This is a genomic window from Natronoflexus pectinivorans (genome assembly GCF_004345615.1).
In the GTDB taxonomy this organism is placed as follows: domain Bacteria; phylum Bacteroidota; class Bacteroidia; order Bacteroidales; family Marinilabiliaceae; genus Natronoflexus; species Natronoflexus pectinivorans.
Genome location: NZ_SLWK01000013.1, coordinates 43,786 through 68,983 on the forward strand (window position 1 = coordinate 43,786; position 25,198 = coordinate 68,983).

Genomic DNA, 25,198 nt, shown 5'->3' on the forward strand with positions numbered 1-25,198 from the left:
GCAGTTAAATCACACAACACAATCCAGACAATCAGTGGAAAGTTCTAATAATACTACAATAAATTATTTTTTTTGTAACCCTGATGCGATATTGTCGTAATAAAAAGCATTTCATACAGAATTCTGAATTATTATTTAGAAAAATTACAAATTACCATGATTATAATTTTGTTAATGATATATTTCTATTTTTGCGTAACATTTATTTAATAACTAACCAAACTATTATGAACAGAAAAATTGGAATTTTAGTAATTGCTATCCTGGTATCAGTTACCAGCGCATTTTCGCAAAGCGAACTTTACAAGCCATTTAAAGTTGATGTTGGTTTTCTTTATGCAAGCCCAATGGGTGGAGATGACGTAAGTGGAGGTATTGGTTTCTACATTGAACCAAAATACAACTACACCGACAACATTGCCTTAGGTTTAAAATTGGAATGGGCCATTCTTGGTTCAAGTGATGTGGAAGGAATGGATGTGTCTGTATCAGGAATTGGAACATATCAGTTAACAGGTGATTACTATTTCAACACTAACCGAGTACGTCCCTTTGCCGGATTAGGAGTAGGATTGTATTCATTAGGTAGTGTTGATTTCAAAGCCGATGTAAACGATCCAAATGATATTTGGGGAGATGAGTTAGGGATGAGCTTGGATTACGGTACCAAATTTGGTTTTGCACCACGTGTTGGAGTTGTTTTAGGAAGTTTCCGTGTTGGGATGGAATATAATGTAATAACCGGTATTGATTCAGCTCTTGAATCAAGAAACTACCTTTCTTTCAAATTTGGATTTGAAATTGGTGGCGGAAAGAAATAAGCCAAAAATTACCAAAACACTTTATTTTAAAGGGTTGCCGAATGGCAACCCTTTTTTGTTAATATTTTCACCTTTAAAAACTAAACAAGAACCGAAAACTGGTGTTTATCTGATAAAATAAATTCTAATTAATATTTATATAAATAATAAATGAACCCATTTACAGAGAAGCAACACGAAGAGTTGCGTCAAAGAATCAGAAACTTTGCAGAATCAGAAATTGCACCGGAGGCAGAGAAACTTGACAGCGAAGAACGCTTTTCCCCGGAGTTAACCCGAAAAATGGGACAAGAAGGAATATTAGGAATCAATATTCCCAAAAAATACGGTGGTCGCGAACTTGATACTTTATCTTACATCATTGCCGTAGAAGAACTGGCTCGTGTGGATAGTTCACAGGCAGCGACAGTGGCAGCTCATAACAGTCTGGGACTGGTTCCCATTTTGGATTACGGAACCGATACGCAAAAAGAGAAGTATCTGCCAAAATTGACCACGGGAGAGCATCTTTGGGCATTTGGTTTAACTGAGGAGAATGCAGGTTCGGATGCACGAGGAACTGAAACCACTGCAATAATCGAAGGCGAAGAGTGGGTTATCAATGGCAGTAAAAGATATATTACCAACATATCAAACCCTCTTACACTGGGGGTTACGCTTCAGGTAATGACACAAAACGGGGACCAACCATCACAGCTTACTACCATTTTGGTAGAGAAAGGGACACCGGGCTTTGAATCTCAGCGATTGCTGGGAAAAATGATGTGGCGCGCTTCCGACACCGGAAAAGCGTCCTTTACCAATTGCCGTGTACCTTTAGAAAATTTACTGGGTCAGGAAGGACAAGGAGCCCGCTATATGCTAAAGACTTTGGATGGCGGTCGCCTCTCGGTAGCAGCCATGGGACTTGGACTGGCACAGGGAGCTTTTGAAATGGCAGCAAAACATGCCAAAACCAGGAAACAGTTTGGCAAACCCATTAACCGATACCAAGCCATTGCCTTTAAACTGGCCGATATGGATATGAAACTGGAACTGGCACGAAATACTCTGTACAAAGCATGCTGGCTGAAGGATAATAACCAGCCTTATACCCGCGAAGCCGCCATGGCAAAACTATATACTTCAGAAATTGCAAGAGAAATTGCCGATGAAGCTGTTCAAGTTTTTGGTGGTTCAGGGCTTTTCAAGGACAATCCCATAGAGCGATTCTACCGGGACCAACGCCTTCTGCAAATTGGAGAAGGAACTTCAGAAATTCTACGGCTGGTGATTGCGAGGGGGATATGACACGGAAACAGGAGACAGGAAACCGGAAATCGGAAATCGGAAATCGGAGACAGGAGATAATGCATAGCGGAATTACGCAAGGCGGATTAAGGCTTGTTAGGTTAAGTGACTATTAATTCAATAAACAGAGAAAAACGTACTTCCAATGTTTTAGGAAAATCAGATACAGCCATCGTAAGTGGCAAATGTTGGGAGAATAGAAAATCAATATTCAAATTAAAATTAAACTTAAGAGTTTTAACTAACTAGATCGTTAAACTTTTCCCAAGACATTCGGGATTAGATACAAGACATATGCATATCCTTGAATTTTTGACACTTATACACAACAAGAGTGAATACGTCCACCTAAAAATCAAGTAAATTATAAAGTTTAACGAACTATTTTAATACAAGAATAATCGACAATAGCATTAAAATCTGCATATTTGTCTAAAGAGTGGTGACATGAAACTCGTCCCGAGACCTCGGGAACACCAAAAAACATAAACAGATAAAACTTACTCTTATTGGAGAGTATATCACCATTAAGGCAAAAATAATGTTCAAAACCATCAATTATATTCCCATTTGCTAACTGAAATAAATATGCTTATACTTCTATCACCTGCGAAAACTTTGGATTTTGAACGTAGAATTCCTGATGTAAATACCACGGAAATTCACTTTTCAGCTGAGGCACAGGAGTTGGCAGGTTTGCTAAAAACCAAATCTGTTAAGGATTTGAGGGAGTTGATGCACATCAGTGATAAGTTGGCACAACTCAATGCAGAGAGGTTTTTGCTTTGGCATTGGCCTTTTGACGATTTCAACGTTCGTGCTTCGATATATGCGTTTAAAGGTGAGGTATACAGCGGATTTGAAGTGGATACCATGAAATTTGAAGCAGTGGAGTACGCCCAGAAAAGCGTGAGGATTTTATCAGGGTTATATGGCGTTTTGCGTCCTTTTGATGCCATTATGCCCTATCGGCTCGAAATGGGAACGAAACTGCTGAATTCTAAAGGAAAAGATTTATATTCGTTCTGGGGAGATAAAATAACCAGAGCCATCAATGATGATTTGCAGTCAGAAAATCATCAGGCATTGGTTAATCTTGCCAGTCAGGAGTATTATAAAACCATTGATGAGAAAAAAATAGAGAGAAAAATCATCACACCGGTATTTAAAGAATTCAAAAATGGACAATATAAAGTCATCTCCATCTATGCCAAAAAGGCAAGGGGGTTAATGACCCGTTTCATTGTTGAAAACCGGCTTACAAATCCCGAGGATTTGAAAGCTTTTGATCTGGATGGCTATGTTTTTAATAATGAATTGTCTAAAGGAAAAGAATTGGTTTTTACCCGCAGGTAGCTGAGATAAAAAACTTTGAATGGTTGATTTAGCGTACGATTATGGCTATCTTTCTCAAAAATGAAACAATAAATAAAAACCATATATTATGAGCCCGTCACCTTACATTGAACGTTATGGGAATCTTCTGAAGCAGGAGACTCTCCAGACACTGGATGAGCAGATTATGCCCAACACTTTTGTGTTAGAGGCTCCGGAACCATTTCCGGGATTTTATGATTATTACTCTGACCATCCAATTGACACCAAACCGCTCTACCTTTATTTCGTGTTGAAGCAACTTTACACGGTGGAGCAGGTTACTCGTGCAACACAAAACATCAGAAAGTATTTTCAATCGGAATTTAATGCTGCTGCCGGTGTTGTAAATATTTATAATAAGGAGTTTCACGTAATCAGGGTGCGACACCTTAATGATTACAATCTGATACCCGAGCTTCAAGCGTGTTACATGGATGAAGGCATTGAGTTTCGTAAGAAACCCGGAGGGAAACCTGCCGGGCCGGCAGTTATTCGCATCAAAAAGTTCTTTATCCTCGAAGAGAAGCATCCCGGTGTTTACTTCGATGTAACCGAAAAGGACCATGGTTATTTCACCATTCCAAAGTATTTAACATGGAAATATTTTGAGGATATTACCAAAAAGATCAAGTACAATTGGGAGAAACCGATGTTTGATGCGGCCATTGGACATTTTCATGTAAATTTTGGCATTCAGGACATGATTAGGATTTATAATCCCAAGATGGATTTGGAGTATTTAATGGAAGTCCGAAAAATGTATATGGAGCGAATTAATAAATAAAGTCATAAGACTTTATTTAAAAGCATTAGTGCCCAGTAAGAACTTTTAAAAAGTCCCGTATGCGCTGCGAGTGTTAAGTTATATGACTTTTTTGAAAAGGAGGGCTTGTTTTCCGCCTCAGGAAAAAGGCGTTAAGAAAATCTATGTTTTTTTCGTTAAGAAAACCGTGCTGTTTGAGCGAAGCGAGTTCACGGTTTTTAGAAACGAGTCATTATTGTAATTTGATTCTTTAGTATTGAGACAGCTTATGACGTGTTCAACCGAATGCAATTTAAATCAATTGTGATAATGAGGTTAAAAAGATATCGATTTTTAGCCTTTTTCATGACAGCGATGGCATTTTTTGCTTACTTTTTTTTGCTGTTGCGGAGCGAAGCGGATCACGCAATACCTTAAAAAGAAAACACAAAATGAGTAAAAAAAGTAAGAGCCCGTGCGGCTTGAGCACTTTAAAAATATGAAATTTATTCTCCGTATAATATTGCTTTAAAAGCAAAAAGAAAGCCGGTTTTTCAACCGGCTTTCTCATTTGGACATAAACTGAAACAATAACTTTAAATCTTATTTCTTTGCCTTGCTATATCTTCTGTTCACTTCGTCCCAATTAACAACATTCCAAAAGTTCTGCACGTAATCACCTCTTCTGTTTTGATATTTAAGGTAATACGCATGCTCCCATACATCAAGCCCAAGAATTGGAGTTCCTCTCACTTTTTCAGTATCCATAAGCGGGTTGTCCTGATTGGCTGTGCCTGAAACGGCAAGTGAACCATCTTCTTTCACAAGCAGCCACGACCATCCACTACCAAACTGCGTAAGTGCCGCATTGTTAAACTTCTCTTTAAAGGCATCCATCGTTCCAAAGGTGCGGTTAATGGCATTTTTTAGTTCTTCGGATGGTTCACCTTGTCCACCCGGAGCCATCACTTCCCAGAACAGGTTGTGATTGTATAATCCTCCTCCATTATTGCGAATTGTGGCACTTAGCTTCGACATCTGACTGAAAATAAATTCCAAAGAGGCATTTTCCAACTCGGTACCTTTAATGGCATTGATGAAGTTGTTGTAGTATGCTCTATGGTGCCGGTCGTAATGAATCTCCATGGTTTTCGCATCAATATAAGGCTCCAACGCATCGAAAGCATACGGAAGGTCTGGAAAAACGTGTTCAACTGGTTCTCCAGTGTACTCTTTTAATGGTTTCTCTTTCTCTTTTTCGTTAGATTCTGCTGCAGGTGTTGCACATGCGGCAAAAATCAAAGCCAGTAATAATAGTGCTGCATTTAATTTTTTCATATTCATATGTTTGTAGGGTTTAAAATTTAAAATTATTTTGCTTTATATATACTAATCAACACATTATATTTTATTTTGTTCACGATGATGTGATAAGTATTTATCTCAACTGATGACCTTATGTCATCAGTTGATTGAAGCAAGGGGCTAATTATGTGTCTTGTATGTTTAACTTTTATTTTTGAAACTTTAAGTTGATATATAGCGTATTATGGTTATATTGCAAACTTATTTTAAAACCGGAATATATGCTGAAGAGGTGGATTTTTATTTGTGCGGCTGTTTTTTTTATATTTCCTACCGGATATACTCATCTTTCCGATGAGCAAATTTCATCAGAGACTTCTTTCAATGATACTTATTTCGAAACCTACATCAATTGGTTTTATGATAATCTGGATATTAACTCATTTGACAAACCTGAACGAAAAGTATTTAAAAAAGCACTTACAGGCTTTTTTAAATTAAAAGAAGAATCACAAACTAAGAAAAACCTTCTGGTTGTCATTGACTTCTCACTTTCCTCCAAGCATGAACGCATGTGGGTGATTGATTTGGATAAAATGAAAATCACTGACCAGATGCTTGTCTCTCACGGACAGAACAGCGGTGAGCTGTTCGCTACCCGGTTCAGTAATATCCCATCATCCTATCAGAGCAGTCTCGGGTTTTACGTTACTGGTGACATCTACTATGGCCGACACGGCATGTCACTCTTTTTAAACGGCATGGAACCCGGCATAAATGATAAAGCCCGGGAGCGAGCCATCGTGATGCACAGCGCAGATTACGTGAGCCATGATTTTGTTCGAAGACATGGCCGTTTGGGAAGAAGTCACGGATGCCCGGCCATTCCTATGGAGAATCATGAGGATGTGATTCGCTTATTGGCTCGCGGTACTTGTTTGTTTATCTACCATCCAACAGCAAGCTACACCAAAAAGTCCGCACTGCTAACCTCTGAAAACGCAATGGCCGGAATGATTAAGTTCCTCGAGGAATCTCCTTTATTTACGCGCGATTACACCATGTGGCCATTATTGGCTCAATTGTTACAATAAGGTATTCAAATCTCTTCATCCGATTTTGTACTTTGTCTGAGTGCAATCAGCAATGGTTCGTCTCTGTTGTAAATATCTCGTCTGAAATAGACAATGCCTTCGTCATCGGCCCATGCGGTTAGGTACAACAGATGTACCGGCACAGGTCTTTGCAAATGAACCGTTCTTGACCGTTTTTCAGCCAGTGTTTGATTAATTCTTTGCATATCCCATCCCGGATTTGTGTCCAATAGGATTTCAGCCAATTTCATGGGTTGGTTTATACGAATACATCCCGAACTGAATGACCGTTCGGTTTGCCTGAACAACTCACGCGATGGAGTGTCATGAATGTATACATTGTGATGATTGGGAAACATGAATTTTACCAAACCCAATGCGTTATCCGGTCCCGGATCCTGACGAATCATGTATGGAAAACCACTAGTGGCAGCTCTTTGCCAGTCAATTGCGGATGGGTCAACGTTTTCGCCACTTCTGGTTATTACTCGCATTCTTCGTTGATTCAAATAATTTGGGTTGTTAATGACAGCTGGAATAACATCATTTCGTAAAATGGTTGGGGGGATGGTCCAGTCCGGATTAAACACCAGGTATGTCATTCTGGAACTGAAAACAGGTGTTCTTCTGTATGGCCGGCCGACTATTGCTTCAGTTTTGAAAATGGTTTCACCATTTTCAATAAGTAATAATTCAAAATTGGCAATGTTCACTAAAATGTGTCTGTCGCCCAAATCATCACTCAGCCACCTCCATCTTTCCAAATTGGCTCTGATTGAGGCTACTCTTTCTTCTACAGGAATATTTAAAGCATCAATGGTGCCTCTTCCAACCACGCCATCGGCTGTTAATCCATTGCGCATCTGAAACAGAACGACATGTTGGTGCAACGCTTCGTCAAAATAATTCTCATTGATGCTGTCAAACGTAATATCCCCTTGAGTAACGGATAGTCGTGTGCGCAACAAAGCCACATCCGGATGATTGATGCCTTTTTCGAGTTTTCTTAACGATGTATTAAATGAATCCCAGCCTCCCTTTTCTTCAATGGCCACATATTTTGCGAGTGCTTTTTTAAGGTTCGAATATTCTCTGTGTGAGGGTGTTAAAGATTGTAACGTCTCTTTCACCACTCTGTGCCTTAATGTACTATCCACAAAACTGACCCAGTCAACATCGGGGTTTCGGTGTATAGCATGCCATTGAGGGTCAATGGTTTCTGAATCGGTTTTACCGCTCCCCAAATGAGAAGCCAGAAGCAGATAAGAGTCTGTAAGAAGAAGCTCAAGTTCTGCCAAATCTTCCGTATCTGGGGTTCTACTATCCACTATTTTCTCCATCAACAACTCCAGTTTCGACATATGGTAGTCTTCGGGATTTAGTCCTTCGAGATGAACCTCTCTGAGGAAATCCATCAGTTGGTCTATGTTTTCTCTTTCTCTCCATAAAGGAGAGAACATCTTCCCGCTCTTTCTGTAGAGTTCCGAAATTAAATCAGGCTGATAATAGGCATCAAGCAATTCAATATTTGCAGAGTCTGCTATCAGTTCTATGCGCTCACTCAGAATTCGGGCTAATTCTCTTCTTTGTACCTGTTGTTTACAACCGGTACAAAAAAAAAAGAATCAAAGCCAATAGAAGAATATTCAATTTAATAATCATGCTATAAAGCTTTTTATATATTCAACATGCAATATAATAAAAAGTTTCACTTCTGTCCGACTCAGTATTTTTTATAATGATAATCATGTAATAGATTTCTCGCTTCGCTCGAAATAAAAGGCTGTTGCGATTTGAGAGGGTGATGGCGGCTTCGCCGCCATCACCCATCTTCGCCTCTTTAAAGTTTTGTCATTTCGAGCAGAGCGAGAAATCTGTATTAAATTCGTTGGTTAACAGTAATAAATTTTTCTAAACTGCTCCGTTGATAAGAGTTTTATATAGAATAGGTCTATATTAATGAGTTCCGAACCGAATATAAGACGTTGATTGTTGTGAATTTCCGTAAAAAAGTATTTTTGTAGGCGGAGTAGTTTAAAAGATTGAAATTGTTTTAATAACCTGAAGATATGGAAAAATCAAAGATTGACTTAAAAGCGGAGCAGCAAAGCTCAATTGAAACACCAAGATATAAATATAGTCTGGCAGCAAAATTTTTCTTTTTTTCAATGGATTTGTTAGCTGGAAAAAAAGACACTCTGCCCAAAGCCAAACTATTGGAGATTCTTGCCAGTATTCCCTACCGTGCCTGGGAAGTTCGACATTATACCAAACAAACACGCAAGTATAAAGAGTTGACAAGAGTAAGGGATTATCAGGAAGTGATAGACTGGTCGAGGGATGCACAGGATAATGAGTATATGCATTTGTTGGTTATCCATCAGAAAATGGTGGAAGATGGAATGAAAGATACGTGGTATCTTTCAGCATTTATGAGGTTTTTCATCGTTTTGTCGTATGTTATCATTGCCAAAATAACGGCTTTCTTTAGTCAAAAAGGTGCGTATCTTTTCAATGCTGAATTCGAAAATCATGCAGAACTGGTTTATGCCAATATGGTTAAGGATAATCCGGAGTGGGAAAACCAGCCCATGAACAATGAATTTGTAAAAAAGTATTATATTGAGGTCGAAAACTGGGCAGATGTATTTCGTCGTATAGCTTTGGATGAGCGTGACCATATGAATCACAGTTTCTTTTTGGCAGGAAAAACAGAGCTCATTCATAAATATGATGGGATGCCGGAGTTACATTAGTTGCTGTAGATGATGATCAAACAATAATAAAAATTAAGAGTATGAATACATTTGTGAAATTTAGAATTGTAATAGTTACGCTTACTATTGCTGCGTTTTTTCAATCTTGCACCGAAAAGAAGGAGGAAATTCGTTTTAACAATCCTCTGGTATTGCAAAGAGCCGACCCCTGGGTTCATAAGACCGATGATGGAATCTATTATTTTATAGCAACCTCACCGGAATTTGACAGAATTGAAATCCGTAAATCCGAAACAATTAACGGAATTGCTGATGCAGAAGCACATGTAGTATGGAGCAAGCACGCCAGCGGGCCCATGAGTCATCATATTTGGGCACCTGAACTTCATCGTTTCAACGATACATGGTATATCTATTTTGCAGCAGGAAGATCAGAAGATGTTTGGAGAATTCGAATGTGGGTTTTATCGAATGATTCTGAAGATCCTACCCAAGGCGAGTGGGTTGAAGAAGGACAAATTCACACTCAAAGAGACGCATTTGCCTTGGATGCAACAACATTTGAACATCGTGGTAAGCGCTATTTAATCTGGACTGAAAACGGGCTAAACGATTTTAGAGGTACAGGCTTGTTGATTGCTGAAATGAAGGATCACGTAACAATTGATGAGCGCGAGGTAATCATAACCAAGCCTGAGTATGATTGGGAAATACAAGGGCATTGGGTAAACGAGGGGCCAGCTGTTTTAAAAAGAAACAACAGGATTTTTGTAACCTTCTCAGCTAGTGCCACCGACCATAACTATGCGATAGGATTATTATGGGCCTATAAAGATTCTGATCTACTTGATCCAGCGTCATGGAATAAGTTACCAGAACCCGTATTCTATACGAACCCTGAATTTAACAGGTTTGGGCCAGGGCATAACAGTTTTACTGTTGCCGAGGATGGTAAAACAGACATTATGATATATCATGCCAGAGATTATATGGAATTACAAGGAAATCCATTAAGCGATCCTAATCGTCACACTCGTGCTCGTGTAATCACTTGGACAGAAGATGGCTTCCCGGATTTTGGTCAGGATATTGATGATTGAAGAAAAATGATTTCTAAGAATAATTTGTGTGAGTTATTTGAATACTTTGCTTCGCAAAGTATCACAAGCTGGAACGAGCATTTACAGTAAATACAAAAAGGGGCATTGGGCCCCTTTTTGCTTTCAAAACTTTCCAGAGATCTCAGAAAAAATTAATATAAAAGAAATATTTTGAATGCTCCTATCTGCCTACAAGACTCCATCCTCCAACCACTTCCTAAGCCTTGGCAATTCACTTTTCATCTGCTTTAAAGTGGAATTGTAAAACAATTCCAGCTTTTGTGGATTATTCTCCAATCGTGAGACTAAATTTCCATTGGCAGGACGAATGACAAAAATCCTCCCCTCTACTTCCAAGCGGTCAATCAAATCCAAGGTGGCATTATACTCTTCTGTTCGCTTATGAATGCATTCAATCAGTTTAGGGTAATGGCGATACCTAAAACGCAAAAGCCATGAAGATCGGCTTGGTTTTTTACGATAACCCTTGGGACGGGTCAGAACAACAACTGCCCGATCGTTTCCATCAGCCAGAGCCTTGGCAACAGGAATGGAGTCCGAAAGTCCGCCATCCATATATCGATGACCGTTAATACGGATGGGTTTAGAAATCATCGGCAATGCTGAGGTGGCAGAGAGCCAGTCGCGAAACTCTTCGGGTGAATCTGTGCGCAACTCATAGTATTCAGGAAGTCCGGTTTCTATGTCGGTAACCACCACCTTCAATCGTGAATCTGATTGACTATAAACCTGATAATCAAAGGGAACATATTGAAGAGGAATTTCATGGTATATAAAGCTCCAGTTGAAGTAATTGCCGGTTTTGGCAAAATTGGCCAAACTACAGTATCGGGGGTCATTAACAAAACGATTGACTTCCAAATTCCTCCGGTACTGCCGAGCCACGTATGATACGCTGTAAGCGGCACCGGCAGATACTCCAATCAGATAATTGAAAAACAACTCCGATTCATGAAAAGCATCAAGCACAGCAGCAGTAAAAATCCCTCTGAATCCTCCCCCTTCCAGCACAAGAGCAATGTTATGGGTCATATCACGGTTATTGGTTTTAGAATTCATATCCATATATTGTCGAATAGTCTGCTAAAATTACGAGGATTTGGAGAAAAAAAATGAATATGCCCCAGAAAATTAACAAAAAAAACAACCCCCCAATAAACCAAATAATCTTTACCTTTGAAATTAAAACCAACCATCAAATTGAGATACCAAAATGCAAAAAGTCCTGAATTTTCTAAGAAAAGTAAGCGAAAACAACAACAGAGAGTGGTTCGAGGCGAACAAAGATGAATATCTGGAAGCAAGGGACATCTTTAACAGTTTTGTAGAGAAACTGATAGTCGGTATTGCCGACTTTGACCCATCAATTAAGGGGTTGACGGTTAAGGATTGTACATACCGTTTTTATCGGGACATTCGTTTTTCGGCCAATAAAATGCCATTCAAAACGCATTTTGGAGCTTATATCTGTCCTCATGGGAAAAAATCGGGATACTCAGGTTACTATTTCCACATTGAACCCAAAGGAGAAGGGTTTCTGGGTGGCTCGCAACTTGATACGGGACTTTATCGTCCCGAACAAAAGATAATCAACAGCATTCGGGAGGAAATCTATCTCAATGGCGACCAGTTTGAAGAGACCATCAAAGCAGCCAAAGGTTTTGTGCTTGATGACGATCAGCCTTTGAAACGAATACCACGCGGATATCCTGCCGACTCCCCATACGCTGAATATCTCAAGCTTAAAAACCCCATTCTTTGCAAACAGGTGAATGAAGAGTTCATTCTGGACAAAAAACTTCTGGACAATGCCATTGAAGCATTCAGCAAAACCGTTGCTTTTAACACTTGGTTGAATAAGGCGGTGAAGTATGCATTTGAGGAACAATAATTCCCCCCGGTTTTTAAATCAACCAACACCACATTTCTTTCCTTGGTCAAAATATTATTCCCATTATTTGATTTTGGTGGTAAATTGCCTCTGTGAAGCGCCATGACGAGATTGGATTGGAATTTTGTCGTCTCAATTGGCCAACTAATTATTATTCATCTAAACTATTCTCTATGCAAAAAATAAAGATTGTATCTCTTTTCTGTCTTTTTGGATGGTTTGTATCATTTAGTTCAAATGCGCAAAATGTTGAAGAACTGGTTTCGAAATACACATCAGAAAACGGACAGAAATATATGCAGCCATTTGCGGATGCTTTTTCGGCAAATCTGAACAGCGGTCTTTTTCATAATGCAGGGATAAATAAACTTGGATTTCAGATTTATCTTGGAATTGAAACGCAATTGGCAGTTATTCCTTCTAGTCAGAAATTTATGACCGCTACCACCGAAGGTGACTATTTTCCCTCCACACGGGTGGAAAATGTTCCCACCGTATTTGGACCGTCAGAAGGAAAGAGAATTGAAGATCCAAACACCGGGTTGGTTTACGTTTTCCCCGGAGGTTTGGACATCAACTATGTGCCCATGATTACCCCTCAACTTACTGTAGGATCGGTTTATGGAACTGATTTAACCATACGATTTGCAGGAACCAAAAAAATCGAAGATGTTGGCGATATTTCACTCTTTGGATGGGGACTCAGGCACAGTATTGATCAATATCTTCCCCTTCCTTTCAGCTCCGCCATTGGTTTTTACAATCAGAGATTTAAGTTTGGAGACTACCTGGATGCCTCCTCATCCATTATAAGTCTTCAGGGAAGTTTCTCAATTCAGGTAATTACATTATACGGAGGTCTGGGTTACGAAATGGGAAGCATGAAAATCAGCTATGAATATGAGAACCTTGAAAATGGTCAAACCGAGGAAATCAGGTTTGATCTGACTCCCGGAAACACCATCCGCTTAACCACAGGGTTTGGATTTAATCTTGGTCCGGTAAATTTGCATGCAGAATACAATTTGGCTAAACAAAGTACGATTTCTGCCGGTTTAGGTATTGGATTTGGATATAAGTAACAATTAAAACCAAAACAATATGAAGAAAATAAATTTTATAATAGTTATCACAGCCTTACTTCTTGCTGGCTGTGGAGATAAGGATGTTTTCCTTTATCCTTCATTTACCGAATCAGGTACTGCTTTTGTTTATCATGAAGGTGAGTTTGCAGAATCTGCTGATATTGATGTGAGAGAAATCCAGGATGCCATAAGAGACCTTGAAACCGATGGCGAAATTACGGATGTTATGGTTGAAGGAATTTTTCTGGATGTTGCATTAAATGCAACACCTGAACAACCTGCCAATACTGCTGCAGGAGTTGTTTCTACCATTTATATAACCGGTTGGGATAATACAGAGTACATTCTAGTCGAGAATCTTGAAATCAACCTGAATGCGGCAACACAATCAGTAAACCTTAACCAACATTTGAAAAAACCGGGAGTTGACCAATTGCGAAGCATTCTCAAAGCCATTGCCTACAATAGTGTTCCCCAAGGAAAGAATCAAATCGGCATCAGAATTGAAGGCAACACCATTCCCAATTCAACTTTTATAAATGCAAAAATGGATGTAAGAATAAAAGTTGTAATTGAATACAAAGACGAAGTGAAAGGATTGTAACTTATTACAACCACAATGAGCACAAAGTATTTCACGAAGTTCACAAAGGTTTTTTAATCAAAAAAATGTTGGCTTTGTGCGTTCTTTGTGTTCATTGTGGTTAAGTTTTCTTTTTTTTGAACTTTCTATATCACTGCAACACATTCATCCTTTAAAATCCTTTTGAAGGTAAATTATTGAAATTCTCCTTTTCGCGACCAATTCGATTGATATTTCTTCCCCCGCCAAATTGCCAACGCACATAGAACCAAAGAGGCATTTGTGATAAGGATATATTCCCTGACGCACTGGAGGAAAAATCCATACCATTTATCTCGTGAGCATGATAAATGACGTTTCCAGATAATGGCAGAGCGGTTTTTAATCCGGTTGTCAGGCTATTTCCTATTTTTTGGTCAAGTGTGATAAAATAGAGCGCATCGTGCCAGTTTTTGTTCTGAAACGTGGTTACAGGACTATTGTACTGAAACATGACCGACGCAGAAGTGCTTTTCCCCAACTCAACTGCTGCCGAGAAGGCCGTTTCAACGGCCATATCGGATATTCGGCCATCATTCTTAGTAGGGTGGCTCACATTTTTGTACAACTGAAAATAGGGACTAAAAGATATGCGATTAAAAACATTTAAGGCCGCAACCAACTGAATTCCAAACTGATCAACACCACCAAGATTCATGAAATTCTGCTCCAGCACACCTTGATGATTAAGATCTGTATAACCCCCAATATAGTTTGACAGACGATTATAAAACAGTTGAGAAGAGAAGAATCCTGAACCAAAGCCGAAAGAGTGCTCAAACTGATAACTGTTGATAAAAGATGGTTTCAATGCGGAATTTCCAATGGTTGTGAACAAAGGGTCGTGCATCATCAGTTGAGGATTCATCTGGTAAATGTGTGGACGGTTAATCAAACGGGTATATCGCATTTCCAACCGGTGGCCATTCTCAAAGCTGAAACCGGCTCTGAATGACGGAAAATAATCAATATCCGAATATTCACCTACAGTTTGTTCACTCACTTGTCGCTTTTCCATCCTAATACCGCTGCCAAAGCCAAACCGGCCATATTGACCGGAGATTTCCGAATAAACCCCTGTGAGATTTTCACGATACCGGAAATCATTGTTGTGCAGGTCTTCCATTTCAGTTCTGACATGCCTGAAACCACTTCTTAGAACCAAACTTTCATTAAGCGCTACTTTGTGGTCAATTTTCAGGCTGTAGTTGCTTTGATAAGGATTCACTGAATTGCTGAAATCATCTGCGTCGTCAAACTCAAACCAGGTATGGTTTTTACCTTTAAATCGAAAAAGTGTGGCATCAGCCGATATTTCATGATTAGAATTGAATGAATGACGATAGTAAAGTGAATAAAACGATCGATTATTGCGGTCGTAATCCAACTTGCTCCCTTCATTTATGTAAAGAGTTTCACCATCTTCTTTTAAATGATGTACCACGTTTCCGTTGTGCTCATTGGAAAAAGGGTTGGTGTAGGCATAGAAGTTGAAAAGATTGCGTTCATTCAGATAAAAATCAAAACCATAGTGAAACCTGTGTGAACGATAATCCTGCACCACTTCCTGAACCGAAGAAAAATCTCTCGATACTCCATTGAGCGAAGCCGTATGACGGCTTCGCTCCTCGATGTCGAAGCCACTGAACTCACCATCGTAAGAAGTAAAGAAATTGAATTTTCCTATTGCCACATTCAATCCGTAATTCGGAAAAAGATAATACTCCTTCTGTGAAATTGGAGCTTCAACATGCACATGGCTATTCCACCCGGATTCCCGTTCCTTTAATATGACGTTGATAACTCCATCCGTTGCGGCTTCATAACCGACACCCGGCGCCATATTCACCTCCACTTTCAGAATGCGGGAGGCATCCAACTGACGAAGAAAATTCAAGTCCCTCTCAACATGATTAACCAGCACTTTGATGTTTTGTCTTCCCTGAATGGTCAGATTTTGCATCAAATCAATCTGAACACCGGGAATCAGACTCAAAATATCAACACCTGTTGCCGACACTTTTTCCATCCTGGTATTGACATGATAGGTGGTCATAACTCCGTTTGAACCGGCTCTCCGCCGCTCTGCAACAACCAAAGTCTCACCAATTTCAAGCGCTTGAGAATGCAGATAAATAACTCCCAGATTTAATTCCCGCTCTGATAATTCGATGGGATGTGATAAAGATTGGAAACCTACAAAACCAATTTCCAAAAGATAATTTCCCGGTAAAATACCGGAAATTTTAAACTCTCCATCATAATTGCTGATGACACCTGCCAGCAGCGAAGAGTCTGCCGGACTCAACAACACCACAGTTGCCGATGGCAACGGCTCGGAAAAATCGGCATCATATATTTTTCCAGAAATAAATGAGGTACTTTGTACCGATTGGGTAGCTAATCCTATAAGGATGGCAATGATTAAAATTTTAAATGGCGTTTTCATGGTTTTCAAAGATTAAATTTTGCAATTGAATGACAACCGCAAGTACCGAAATCAATGAAAACCCTCCAATAACAAGGGATACATGACAATAATTTGTGACCGGTAACAAAATTCGTATTTGAAATTGTGACCAATTACAAACTCTTGTGATGAACAGCAAAAATTAAAGATGATACAATAATTCAGGATTGTGATTTGAGAGCCATGAGGCTCTCAAATTTTTCTGCATTTTGACGCGATACCGGAACAACCACATCGGTTCCATCCAAAAACAGGCGATACCCCGAAGAGTTACCCTGGTGCTTTCTTATCCGGTTAAGATTAACGATAAAACCCCTGTGCGAGCGAAAAAGATTTGGATATTTCTCCAGTTGCCACTGAATGTTGTTGATGGAGTTGCGTATGACTTTTTTCACAATCCTGTTATCGCTGAGAATGTGAAAAGCAACATAATTCCCTTCAGATTCAGCAAAGAGAAAATTCGGCAAGGGGAAATTCAGATGCTCTTTCTTGAGTGATGAATGAATCTCTATTTCATCCTCTTGGGATGAAACAGAGTGAGGCGTTGCACCTAGCACAACACGCTGTCCGGGCAATAGCAACTGAAAATTCCTTAGGGACAAAATTCCAAAGGGAACCATCCCTACAACCAAGGTACGAATGACAGAATCGGAAAAAGTTGAAAAATTCCATCGGTTAACCGAAGCGTCCTCAATCAAAAAACCGGTAAAATACACCCCCACTCCGGAAAAAAACAAAATCAGAAAAATTCCTGACACCTCTTTTAAAAGCGTCCAGCGCGCCAGGTCATTAAAAAATGGGATAAGACGCAATAGAATGATTGAAAGATAAACAAACAGAACAACTGCCAGACAGTAAAATGCCATGGTTATTTCGAACCCAAAATGCATGGAAGCCTTTGTACCCAGTGGCCTGTAAATAAGTACAAACAGGTAAGTTATGACTCCAATAATCAGAGAACCGGCTCCCGGCCTGAGGAAGAAATAGTTGGGCGGAAACTTAATGTTCACGATATTTTGGAAGCGTGAGTTCATAACAATAGAACATTAGAATTATAGAATACTAGATAGTAGATTTCAGCAAAGTATCAGGCAAATTCATGTCATTAATCTTAACACATTTAACAACTCACAAGCAAATATTCATTTATTTGTAAATCAACAAAATAAAAATGATTAACGAACTATAATACAGCACAGAAGACATTACCATTTGGTTGATTTCACCCAATCCACCACGAAACGGGCATTCTCGTATGGTATATCAGGAAGAAAACCATGACCTAAATTCAGAATCCATTTCGGGTTGTCCCGGAAAAATGGTTTCAATTTCTCAAGCTCCGATGCAATAACTTCCTGCGATGCATAAAGTAAACGTGGGTCGATGTTTCCTTGCAAACCGACCTCAGGATGAATCATCTCGCGGGCATCATTTAACGGCATTTGCCAGTCGATGCTCACAAAATCACACAAATCGGGGGTGAAGACCTTAAATCCGGTTGAAAACCCTTTCGGGAAAAAGATGAAAGGCGTGCCGGTGGCACGCACTGCCTTTCCAATTTTCTCAACAGCAGGCATAAACAACTCCATGTACATCTCAGTAGGAATCAACCCGGCATGTGTTTCAAACAACTGAAAAACCTCCACCCCATGTTCAATCTGCTTTAGAGCATAATGCACAGAAAAATCGGCAATGGCATCTATCAGTTTTTTTGATTCTGCTTTATTGCTGAAAAGAAATTTCATGGCATCGGGAAAATTGCCATTGCTGCTGACTCCCTGCAACATGTAACACATGGTGGTTAAAGGTGCTCCGCAAAAGCCAATGAGGGGTATATTTTGCGGTCGGCGCCGCAAAATCTCATCTATTACATCATAGATATACTCTAATTTTTGGGGACTTTCCTTAAGATGCTCCACCGGAGATGAAAAATTGCTTAACGGTGTTGGAAACAACGGACCACTATCAGTCCATTTCAACTCCATACCCATGGCATTGGGAATCACCAATATATCAGAAAAAAGGATGGCTGCATCAACTCCCAAATCGGCGATGGGCATCAGCGTTACCTCGGCTGCCAGATTTGGGTCGGCCATCATTTCACGAAAAGTATGGTTTTCCTTAAGCTTGTTGTAATTGGGTAGCACACGACCCGCCTGCCGCATAAACCAAACCGGCGGGCGTGGTGTTGTTTCTCCTTTTAGTGTATCTAAGAGTATTGAATTCATTTGGTTATCTATAAAATAATTAAATAAAGGCCTGAATCACCTTCTCAATGTCATCATCGGTATGAGCATCGGATATAAAAGTACACTCAAAAGCCGAAGGGGCAAAATAAAAACCCTTATCCAACGAGGCGTTAAAATGGCGTGCGTATCTTTCTGTATCAGAAGTCATGGCATCATTGAATCCATTAACTTCCGGCAATTCGGTAAAAAAGAGTGTCATCATAGAGCCAATTCGGTTAATCACACCTGCGGTTCCGGATTTTTTAAGTTGCTCATTTAGTCCCTCTTCCAGACGTGCAGCCTTGCGCTCCAAATCTTTGTATATCGACGGGTTATCATTCAATATCTGAAGCATTCGGCTTCCGGCAGCCATGGCCAGAGGATTTCCACTTAAAGTACCAGCCTGGTAAACCGGACCGCTGGGTGCCAGTAAATCCATGATTTCTTTGCGACCTCCATAAGCTCCAACCGGAAGGCCTCCTCCAATTATTTTCCCCATGGTGGTTAAATCGGGCATAACTCCCAACCGCTCCTGCGCACCACCCGGTGCCAAACGAAAACCTGTTATCACCTCATCAAAAATTAGCAAGGCTTTATGTCGGTTGGTAAGCTCTCTTAAACCTTCAAGGAAACCGGGTTTAGGCAAAACCACACCCATATTTCCCGGCACCGGCTCTACAATTACGGCAGCAATTTCACTGCCAAATTCGTTGAACAAAGCCTCAACAGAGGCCAAATCGTTATATTCAGCAGTGAGCGTGTCGGCAGCAGCGGCCTTTGTTACCCCGGGGCTGTCGGGCAAACTCAATGTCATGGCTCCTGAACCGGCTTTTATTAAAAAACTGTCGGCATGGCCATGAAAACACCCGGCAAATTTCACCACTTTATCCTTGCCGGTGAAACCCCTTGCCAAACGCAATGCACTCATTGTTGCTTCCGTTCCGGAATTCACCATTCGCACCTTCTCAACCGATGGAACCATTGATATAATCAATTCAGCCATCTCATTCTCTGCAAGAGTGGGAGCTCCATAGCTGGTGCCTTTCTCTGCGGCTTTTTGGATGGCCTCAACAATCTCCTCCCGGGCATGTCCCAAAATCATTGGACCCCATGAAGCCACAAAATCCAAATAACTATTGCCATCAATATCCCAAACGGTTGCACCTTTGGCTCTATCAATAAACAGAGGGTTTCCGCCTACGCTCTTAAATGCGCGTACAGGAGAATTGACTCCTCCCGGAAGCAATTCTATAGATTTTTTAAATGCTGAAATGCTTTTATTGGTGTTTCTCATATGTTTATATTTATCCAATTCCAAACTCTTTCGCGTGGTACGTAATGATAACATCGGCTCCTGCTCGTTTTATCGATGTGAGAATCTCTTTAATCATCCGCTTTTCGTCAATCCAGCCGTTGGCACCGGCTGCTTTAACCATGCTGAATTCCCCGCTTACATTATAGGCAACCACCGGAACATTGAATGTTGATTTTACCCGCTGAATGATATCAAGGTAACTCAAGGCGGGTTTAACCATTACCATATCTGCGCCTTCGGCAATATCCTGTTCCACCTCCCTGAGGGCTTCATCGCTGTTGGCGGGATCCATCTGGTAGGTTGAGCGGTCGCCAAATTGAGGGGCACTCTCAGCGGCATCCCGAAAAGGGCCGTAGAATGATGATGCATACTTTGCTGAATAGGCCATGATTGGCGTTTTTATAAAACCACCATCGTCCAAAGCCTTCCGTATGGCAGCCACGCGGCCGTCCATCATATCGCTGGGGGCAATGACATCGGCACCGGCCGCGGCCAACGCCATGGCTTGTCCGGCAAGTGTAACCAAAGTGAGGTCGTTGTCCACATCCCCATCAACAATGGTTCCGCAATGACCATGGGTAGTATATTCACAATTACAAACATCGGCCACAATCAGCACATCACCCACCTCCATTTTTATGGCTCGAATGGCACGACAAACTATTGCATCGTGTTCACATGCCACATCACCGGTTTCATCTTTCTCCTCGGGAATACCGAAAAGCAAAATTTTATGAATACCGGCATGGTTTATCAAATCTTTCACCTCTTCGACCAACAAATCAATGGACCATTGAAAATTACCTGGCATGGATGCAATCGGCTTTTTAATTCCACTCCCGGGACAGACAAAATAGGGCATAATCAGGTCGTCTCGATTCACTTCGGTTTCGCGCACCATATCCCGCATCATTTTGTTTTGGCGTAATCTTCTTAATCGTGTGATTGGAAATGACATGGTTTTAAGTTTGATGTTTTAAGTTATAAGTTTAAAGTTCGAAGTTATAGGTTTTTATGTTTTTATTGATGGTTTCATTCCGAGAATCGGGAAGGGTTTATAGTTTATAGTTTAGGGTTTAGGGTTTAGGGTTTAGGGTTTAGGGTTTAGGGTTTATAGTTGAAATGATTGTTTGGGCGAGGGCTTCGTAGCTCTGTTCGCTTGCTTCGCCGGAGGGTTCGAGGCCGTATTTTCTGATTTGAGCAGATGTCACTGAACCGATGCTGACAAATCGTAGTGTATTTTTTTTGCCTTTGAGTAACGTCATCAGATTATCGACCGCGGAAGGGCTTGAAACTGCAATATAGCAGTAATTATCGGATTCGATGCACTCAATGGCTTTGTGATTAATAACAGAGGGTTGAGTTGTTTCATATACATTGATTCGGTGAATGAAAAGCTTCCCTTCCAGACTGGTTTCCATAACGTTGGAAGCCAGTTTACCAACAGCCAACAAGACTCTATCCCCTATTGTGGCAACCGCTTTAAACTCCTCCGCAAATCGGGCACCTGAATGGCCACTTCCAATAAAGTCGGCCTGATGGCCATTTTTTTTAAGAGCTTCGGCTGTAGAATCGCCAATTACTGCAATTTTACATCCCGATAGGTTGGCTATTTTTTTAAAAAATGGCATGATGGCATTTTTACTGGTAAAAATAAGCCATTGGTAATGGTCTGGTGGTTGATTCAGTTCAAAATCCAGAGCTTTGGTTTCAATCATGGGTGCATCCACCACGTTTATTCCCCGCTGATTCAATATTTTTAGAAAGACATCATCACCAACGGGTAGAGGAAACGTTCGTATGACCAGTTTTTCATTCATCACTTCTAATGGATTCCATTATCTTATCTGCACCGGCATCAAGCATGGAAAAAGCCATCATGATGGCTTTTTCGGCAGCCTCCTGCGAATCGGCTTCCATGACATCACTGATGATTTCTTTACCATCAAGAGATGCAACCATTGCATTCATCTTGATTTTATCATCAATAAACTCTGAATAACAAGCCACTGGTACCTGACAACCACCCTCCATGGTTCTGAGAAAAGCGCGTTCGGCCATGACCTGGTACCAGGTTGGTAAATGGTTGATGGAATCTACCAGTTGATATACCTCCTCATCCCCTTCACGGATTTCGATGGTAACGGCTCCCTGACTGACTGCCGGCATCATAATGTCCGGCTCCAAATAGTGAGTTATCAGATGTTCCAAACCCAATCGGGTGATTCCTGCGCCAGCCATGATAAGTGCGTCGCAATGGCCGTTGTTCATCTTTTCAATTCGGGAATTTACATTTCCGCGGATATCAACAATATTAAAAGCGGGGTTGTAATGCAACAGTTGCGCCTGGCGGCGCAAACTGGAAGTGGCTATTTTATCATTCGGAGTAAACTCCGACAAAGGTTTTCCATCGCGTGAAATAAAAACATCACGCACTTCACCCCGCTTTAAAACACCTGCAAGCATAAGGTCTTTAGGTAATTCGGTGGGCATATCTTTCAAACTGTGAACGGCCATATGGATGTCACCGTTCAGCAACGCCAATTCTATTTCTTTGGTAAACAGGCCTTTGTCGCCAATTTTAGACAAAGCCACATCCAGAATGATGTCACCTTTGGTTTTAATCACCACAATTTCGGTCTCAATATGAGGATGGGCAATCTGCAGCTCTTTTTCAACCTCCCGTGCCTGCCAGAGTGCCAGTTGACTGCCACGGGTTCCTATTTTAATGGTGCGTTTGTGCATTATTGATTTTTATCGAAAAGTTGATTGATTACACTTACGTATTCAGTGAGTCGGCCATTGTCAGAAACATTTTTCAGTCGGCGGACAATGCGGCTTTTCAGCTTTTTGGACATGTGGGTGTTGAATTTCCTCATTTGTTCGAACTCGTCATCGGAAAACTCTCCCTTGAAAGCATTTAATTCCTTTTCGTAAATGGCATCAATAACTTTGTCGATATTGCGAATCGCAGGCGCAAGATTTTGTCCGTTTAGCCAATTGGTAAACTCTTTCACTTTTTCATCTACAATTGCCTCTGCAACTGCAACGTACTCCTGCTTTCTTTCGGCATTCATAGCAATTACTTCTTCAAGGTCGTCAACGTTATATAAAGTTATAAATGGAATATCTGAAACATTGGAATGGATATTACGGGGTACTCCCAAATCAATCATCAAAACCTTCTCGTGTCCGTTCAGGTGTGGTTGAATTAATTCTGCATTGAAAATAGGTTCCTTGCCTGCAATGGAGGTAATGATTATTTCAGCGGTATGAATCCCATCCATCAGCTGTTCGAACGGCAGCACATTGCAACTATATTCAGAAGCCAGTTTACGTGCAGTCTCTTCTGTACGATTGGTAACACTGATGTTTCTGCAACCTTTTTTGTGAAGGTTTTTTAATACCAGTTCTCCGGTGTCTCCGGTACCAACAAGTAGAATATTCCTATTTTCGAGGTCGCAGAACTGTTCAAAACACTTCTCAACGGCAGCATAGCTTACTGAGCAAGCTCCTCGGTTAAAAGGGGTACTCATCCGAACCTGTTTACTGCACTCCAATGCTTTATTAAAGAACCTGTGAAATAATTTTCCTATGCTACCACGCTCTTCAGCTTCTGCATAGGAATTTTTCACCTGCGCAACTATCTGGTACTCTCCCACAATCATGGAGTCCATTCCGGAAGTCACTCTAAAAAAATGGCGAACAGTATCGTGATGAAATAATTGAAAAAGATAGGTTTGAATGTCTTCAGAAAAATTCTTAACTCCTTGCAATGCCCCATGTATTATTTTGGCTGCACCATTGGTACAAATATTCTCTGCGGAAAAGTATATTTCTGTCCTGTTACAGGTTGATAAAATAACCAGTTCCTTGATATACTCTCCACTCAAAATTCTTCTAGCAAGCAAATCGGCTTCCTCTCGGTCAAAGGCCAGTTGTTCCCGCACCTTTACCGAAGCTGATTTGTGACTAACTCCAATAACTCCAATCATATCCTAAATAAACAATGGCTTGTTTCACCTGGTTAAAAGGGGAATTTTTATCCCGGTAATTTTGAAGCTATAAAATTAAGAATTTTTATACTTGAATCCATCATTTTAATACAAAAATATCCTGTTTAGGGTGTATATCGATGTTTTTCAAGGTGGTTTTATGATTTGGGGACGTTAGTCCTATAATACTAAATATTTATTGATTTTCGAAATTAATCACATGAGCTAAATGAATGTTGCAATTTGGCAGGAGTCCTAATATTATGGAAGTAAGATGCCAGGGCTAACGCCCCTAAAATATTAATTGAATATCCTCTTCCATGGTAGTACTTCTACATTATAGATGGAATCATTTTTTTATATTGTACTCAATATTTATTTGATGTACTTTCGTTGAGGGGCGTAGCCCTGTAATCTTCGTAGAAAGAAGAATCGGAGGATGACAATGGAGGGGCGTTAGCCCTGAAATCTAAAAAAAGCTCATCCAGTTTTTATTAATCGTCAGATAAAAATTCCACCTCAGGCACAAAATTTGCTAATAGAGCAATAAATGATGGAGTTTTGTCCATATTTTTCATAATTTTATAGAAAAATAGTTTGTTGATTCAGACCAATTAAAACTTGGATGAAGAACGCTTATAAGTCTCTGTTTTTCACCAACAATACTCGTTTCCAAATTAAGATATTGTATATATTAAAACCTTTCATGCTTAAATAATGAAGAAGTTTCTATATTTTTTCGGATTATCAATACTTGTCGTATTGATATTTACCGGTTGTGATAAGGACGATGACTTTGATGAAGCTCTTTTGCCAGGAAAATGGCAATCAGGAACTCTATTTGAACGTTATTTTGCAAATGGAACAGGTTACAGATGGAATACTGCAGATGACGTTCAAGAGGACGAAGCGCAGGATTATACATGGACGCTTGTAAAGGACGAATTAACTCAAATCCATATTATGGAAATAGGCGGCAACGTCCCTCGCTACTATACAGTAACAGAATTGACGAGTACCCGGCTCAGATACGAAGGTCACGGACGTACCTTTTCGTTTACGAGAGTAAATGAATAGAACAACATAAAACTTGCTATTTCCTGCCTAAGTTTACAATCTAATTAT

22 protein-coding genes are annotated in these 25,198 nt (G+C 40.3%); 11 read left to right on the top strand and 11 right to left on the bottom strand.

The window, feature by feature from the left end:
• Positions 1-227 precede the first annotated feature (227 nt).
• From EV194_RS14145 to EV194_RS14160, 4 genes are all read left to right on the top strand, one after another.
• Positions 228-821, top strand: a complete 594-nt coding sequence (locus tag EV194_RS14145; RefSeq protein ID WP_165921901.1) for an outer membrane beta-barrel protein — start codon at positions 228-230, stop codon at positions 819-821.
• A 150-nt stretch (positions 822-971) separates the two neighbouring features.
• Positions 972-2,111 (top strand): acyl-CoA dehydrogenase family protein, encoded by a 1,140-nt coding sequence (locus tag EV194_RS14150; protein WP_132434702.1) that lies wholly within the window; start codon positions 972-974, stop codon positions 2,109-2,111.
• A 588-nt stretch (positions 2,112-2,699) separates the two neighbouring features.
• Entirely contained in the window at positions 2,700-3,467 is a 768-nt protein-coding gene (gene yaaA / locus EV194_RS14155; protein WP_132434704.1) for a peroxide stress protein YaaA, read from the top strand.
• Between the two features lie 88 nt (positions 3,468-3,555).
• Entirely contained in the window at positions 3,556-4,272 is a 717-nt protein-coding gene (locus EV194_RS14160; protein ID WP_132434706.1) for a hypothetical protein, read from the top strand.
• A gap of 561 nt (positions 4,273-4,833) precedes the next feature.
• Here the strand turns inward: EV194_RS14160 and EV194_RS14165 are convergent.
• A complete protein-coding gene (locus EV194_RS14165) occupies positions 4,834-5,568 on the bottom strand; it encodes a superoxide dismutase (RefSeq protein WP_132434708.1) in 735 nt (244 codons plus the stop codon).
• A 248-nt stretch (positions 5,569-5,816) separates the two neighbouring features.
• Here EV194_RS14165 and EV194_RS14170 point away from each other — a divergent pair, with 248 nt between their 5' ends.
• Positions 5,817-6,629 carry a murein L,D-transpeptidase catalytic domain family protein gene (locus EV194_RS14170; RefSeq protein WP_132434710.1) on the top strand — a complete coding sequence of 271 codons (813 nt, stop codon included), beginning with the start codon at positions 5,817-5,819 and terminating at the stop codon, positions 6,627-6,629.
• 5 nt (positions 6,630-6,634) lie between these two features.
• Here EV194_RS14170 and EV194_RS14175 read toward each other — a convergent pair whose 3' ends face one another.
• Positions 6,635-8,149, bottom strand: a complete 1,515-nt coding sequence (locus EV194_RS14175; RefSeq protein WP_262708677.1) for a L,D-transpeptidase family protein — start codon at positions 8,147-8,149, stop codon at positions 6,635-6,637.
• 549 nt (positions 8,150-8,698) lie between these two features.
• Here EV194_RS14175 and EV194_RS14180 point away from each other — a divergent pair.
• Both EV194_RS14180 and EV194_RS14185 read left to right on the top strand, forming a co-directional pair.
• Complete coding sequence (locus EV194_RS14180) at positions 8,699-9,385, top strand: alternative oxidase (RefSeq protein WP_132434715.1); 687 nt, start codon at positions 8,699-8,701, stop codon at positions 9,383-9,385.
• Between the two features lie 41 nt (positions 9,386-9,426).
• Complete coding sequence (locus tag EV194_RS14185) at positions 9,427-10,446, top strand: glycoside hydrolase family 43 protein (protein WP_132434717.1); 1,020 nt, start codon at positions 9,427-9,429, stop codon at positions 10,444-10,446.
• A gap of 189 nt (positions 10,447-10,635) precedes the next feature.
• Here EV194_RS14185 and EV194_RS14190 read toward each other — a convergent pair whose 3' ends face one another.
• Positions 10,636-11,532, bottom strand: a complete 897-nt coding sequence (locus EV194_RS14190; RefSeq protein WP_132434719.1) for a patatin-like phospholipase family protein — start codon at positions 11,530-11,532, stop codon at positions 10,636-10,638.
• 148 nt (positions 11,533-11,680) lie between these two features.
• On the opposite strand from EV194_RS14190, the gene EV194_RS14195 reads away from it, so the two are divergent.
• From EV194_RS14195 to EV194_RS14205, 3 genes are all read left to right on the top strand, one after another.
• Positions 11,681-12,358, top strand: coding sequence for a DUF2461 domain-containing protein (locus tag EV194_RS14195; protein WP_132434721.1), 678 nt, complete (start codon positions 11,681-11,683; stop codon positions 12,356-12,358).
• Between the two features lie 173 nt (positions 12,359-12,531).
• A complete protein-coding gene (locus EV194_RS14200) occupies positions 12,532-13,440 on the top strand; it encodes a DUF6588 family protein (protein ID WP_132434723.1) in 909 nt (302 codons plus the stop codon).
• A 19-nt stretch (positions 13,441-13,459) separates the two neighbouring features.
• Positions 13,460-14,047 (top strand): hypothetical protein, encoded by a 588-nt coding sequence (locus EV194_RS14205; protein ID WP_132434725.1) that lies wholly within the window; start codon positions 13,460-13,462, stop codon positions 14,045-14,047.
• A 151-nt stretch (positions 14,048-14,198) separates the two neighbouring features.
• On the opposite strand, the gene EV194_RS14210 is transcribed toward EV194_RS14205, so the two are convergent.
• From EV194_RS14210 to hemA, 8 genes are all read right to left on the bottom strand, one after another.
• The gene (locus tag EV194_RS14210) at positions 14,199-16,514 is read right to left on the bottom strand and encodes a TonB-dependent receptor (RefSeq protein ID WP_132434727.1); all 2,316 of its coding nucleotides are present in this window, start codon (positions 16,512-16,514) and stop codon (positions 14,199-14,201) included.
• Positions 16,515-16,696: 182 nt separating this feature from the next.
• Entirely contained in the window at positions 16,697-17,569 is an 873-nt protein-coding gene (locus EV194_RS14215; RefSeq protein WP_132434729.1) for a LytTR family transcriptional regulator DNA-binding domain-containing protein, read from the bottom strand.
• Positions 17,570-17,740: 171 nt separating this feature from the next.
• The gene (hemE, locus tag EV194_RS14220) at positions 17,741-18,763 is read right to left on the bottom strand and encodes a uroporphyrinogen decarboxylase (RefSeq protein WP_132434731.1); all 1,023 of its coding nucleotides are present in this window, start codon (positions 18,761-18,763) and stop codon (positions 17,741-17,743) included.
• Positions 18,764-18,782: 19 nt separating this feature from the next.
• Positions 18,783-20,057: a glutamate-1-semialdehyde 2,1-aminomutase gene (hemL, locus tag EV194_RS14225; protein WP_132434733.1), complete on the bottom strand. Its 1,275-nt coding sequence runs from the start codon at positions 20,055-20,057 to the stop codon at positions 18,783-18,785.
• A gap of 10 nt (positions 20,058-20,067) precedes the next feature.
• Positions 20,068-21,036, bottom strand: a complete 969-nt coding sequence (gene hemB, locus EV194_RS14230; protein WP_132434735.1) for a porphobilinogen synthase — start codon at positions 21,034-21,036, stop codon at positions 20,068-20,070.
• Between the two features lie 139 nt (positions 21,037-21,175).
• Positions 21,176-21,898 (bottom strand): uroporphyrinogen-III synthase, encoded by a 723-nt coding sequence (locus EV194_RS14235; RefSeq protein WP_132434737.1) that lies wholly within the window; start codon positions 21,896-21,898, stop codon positions 21,176-21,178.
• Positions 21,891-22,823 (bottom strand): hydroxymethylbilane synthase, encoded by a 933-nt coding sequence (gene hemC / locus EV194_RS14240; RefSeq protein ID WP_132434739.1) that lies wholly within the window; start codon positions 22,821-22,823, stop codon positions 21,891-21,893. Before hemC ends, EV194_RS14235 begins: the two co-directional genes overlap by 8 nt.
• Complete coding sequence (hemA, locus tag EV194_RS14245) at positions 22,823-24,073, bottom strand: glutamyl-tRNA reductase (RefSeq protein WP_132434741.1); 1,251 nt, start codon at positions 24,071-24,073, stop codon at positions 22,823-22,825. Before hemA ends, hemC begins: the two co-directional genes overlap by 1 nt.
• 717 nt (positions 24,074-24,790) lie before the next feature.
• Between hemA and EV194_RS14250 the strand changes: the two genes are divergently transcribed.
• On the top strand, positions 24,791-25,150 hold the full coding sequence (locus tag EV194_RS14250; protein ID WP_132434743.1) for a hypothetical protein: 360 nt from the start codon (positions 24,791-24,793) through the stop codon (positions 25,148-25,150).
• The last annotated feature ends 48 nt before the right edge of the window (positions 25,151-25,198 follow it).

Bases quoted from the DNA above. Each gene is read 5' to 3' on its own strand.
- EV194_RS14145 (WP_165921901.1), top strand. From the start codon at position 228: ATGAACAGAAAAATTGGAATTTTAGTAATTGCTATCCTGGTATCAGTT.
- EV194_RS14150 (WP_132434702.1), top strand. From the start codon at position 972: ATGAACCCATTTACAGAGAAGCAACACGAAGAGTTGCGTCAAAGAATC.
- yaaA (WP_132434704.1), top strand. From the start codon at position 2,700: ATGCTTATACTTCTATCACCTGCGAAAACTTTGGATTTTGAACGTAGA.
- EV194_RS14160 (WP_132434706.1), top strand. From the start codon at position 3,556: ATGAGCCCGTCACCTTACATTGAACGTTATGGGAATCTTCTGAAGCAG.
- EV194_RS14165 (WP_132434708.1), bottom strand. From the start codon at position 5,568: ATGAAAAAATTAAATGCAGCACTATTATTACTGGCTTTGATTTTTGCC.
- EV194_RS14170 (WP_132434710.1), top strand. From the start codon at position 5,817: ATGCTGAAGAGGTGGATTTTTATTTGTGCGGCTGTTTTTTTTATATTT.
- EV194_RS14180 (WP_132434715.1), top strand. From the start codon at position 8,699: ATGGAAAAATCAAAGATTGACTTAAAAGCGGAGCAGCAAAGCTCAATT.
- EV194_RS14185 (WP_132434717.1), top strand. From the start codon at position 9,427: ATGAATACATTTGTGAAATTTAGAATTGTAATAGTTACGCTTACTATT.
- EV194_RS14190 (WP_132434719.1), bottom strand. From the start codon at position 11,532: ATGGATATGAATTCTAAAACCAATAACCGTGATATGACCCATAACATT.
- EV194_RS14195 (WP_132434721.1), top strand. From the start codon at position 11,681: ATGCAAAAAGTCCTGAATTTTCTAAGAAAAGTAAGCGAAAACAACAAC.
- EV194_RS14200 (WP_132434723.1), top strand. From the start codon at position 12,532: ATGCAAAAAATAAAGATTGTATCTCTTTTCTGTCTTTTTGGATGGTTT.
- EV194_RS14205 (WP_132434725.1), top strand. From the start codon at position 13,460: ATGAAGAAAATAAATTTTATAATAGTTATCACAGCCTTACTTCTTGCT.
- EV194_RS14210 (WP_132434727.1), bottom strand. From the start codon at position 16,514: ATGAAAACGCCATTTAAAATTTTAATCATTGCCATCCTTATAGGATTA.
- EV194_RS14215 (WP_132434729.1), bottom strand. From the start codon at position 17,569: ATGAACTCACGCTTCCAAAATATCGTGAACATTAAGTTTCCGCCCAAC.
- hemE (WP_132434731.1), bottom strand. From the start codon at position 18,763: ATGAATTCAATACTCTTAGATACACTAAAAGGAGAAACAACACCACGC.
- hemL (WP_132434733.1), bottom strand. From the start codon at position 20,057: ATGAGAAACACCAATAAAAGCATTTCAGCATTTAAAAAATCTATAGAA.
- hemB (WP_132434735.1), bottom strand. From the start codon at position 21,036: ATGTCATTTCCAATCACACGATTAAGAAGATTACGCCAAAACAAAATG.
- EV194_RS14235 (WP_132434737.1), bottom strand. From the start codon at position 21,898: ATGAATGAAAAACTGGTCATACGAACGTTTCCTCTACCCGTTGGTGAT.
- hemC (WP_132434739.1), bottom strand. From the start codon at position 22,823: ATGCACAAACGCACCATTAAAATAGGAACCCGTGGCAGTCAACTGGCA.
- hemA (WP_132434741.1), bottom strand. From the start codon at position 24,073: ATGATTGGAGTTATTGGAGTTAGTCACAAATCAGCTTCGGTAAAGGTG.
- EV194_RS14250 (WP_132434743.1), top strand. From the start codon at position 24,791: ATGAAGAAGTTTCTATATTTTTTCGGATTATCAATACTTGTCGTATTG.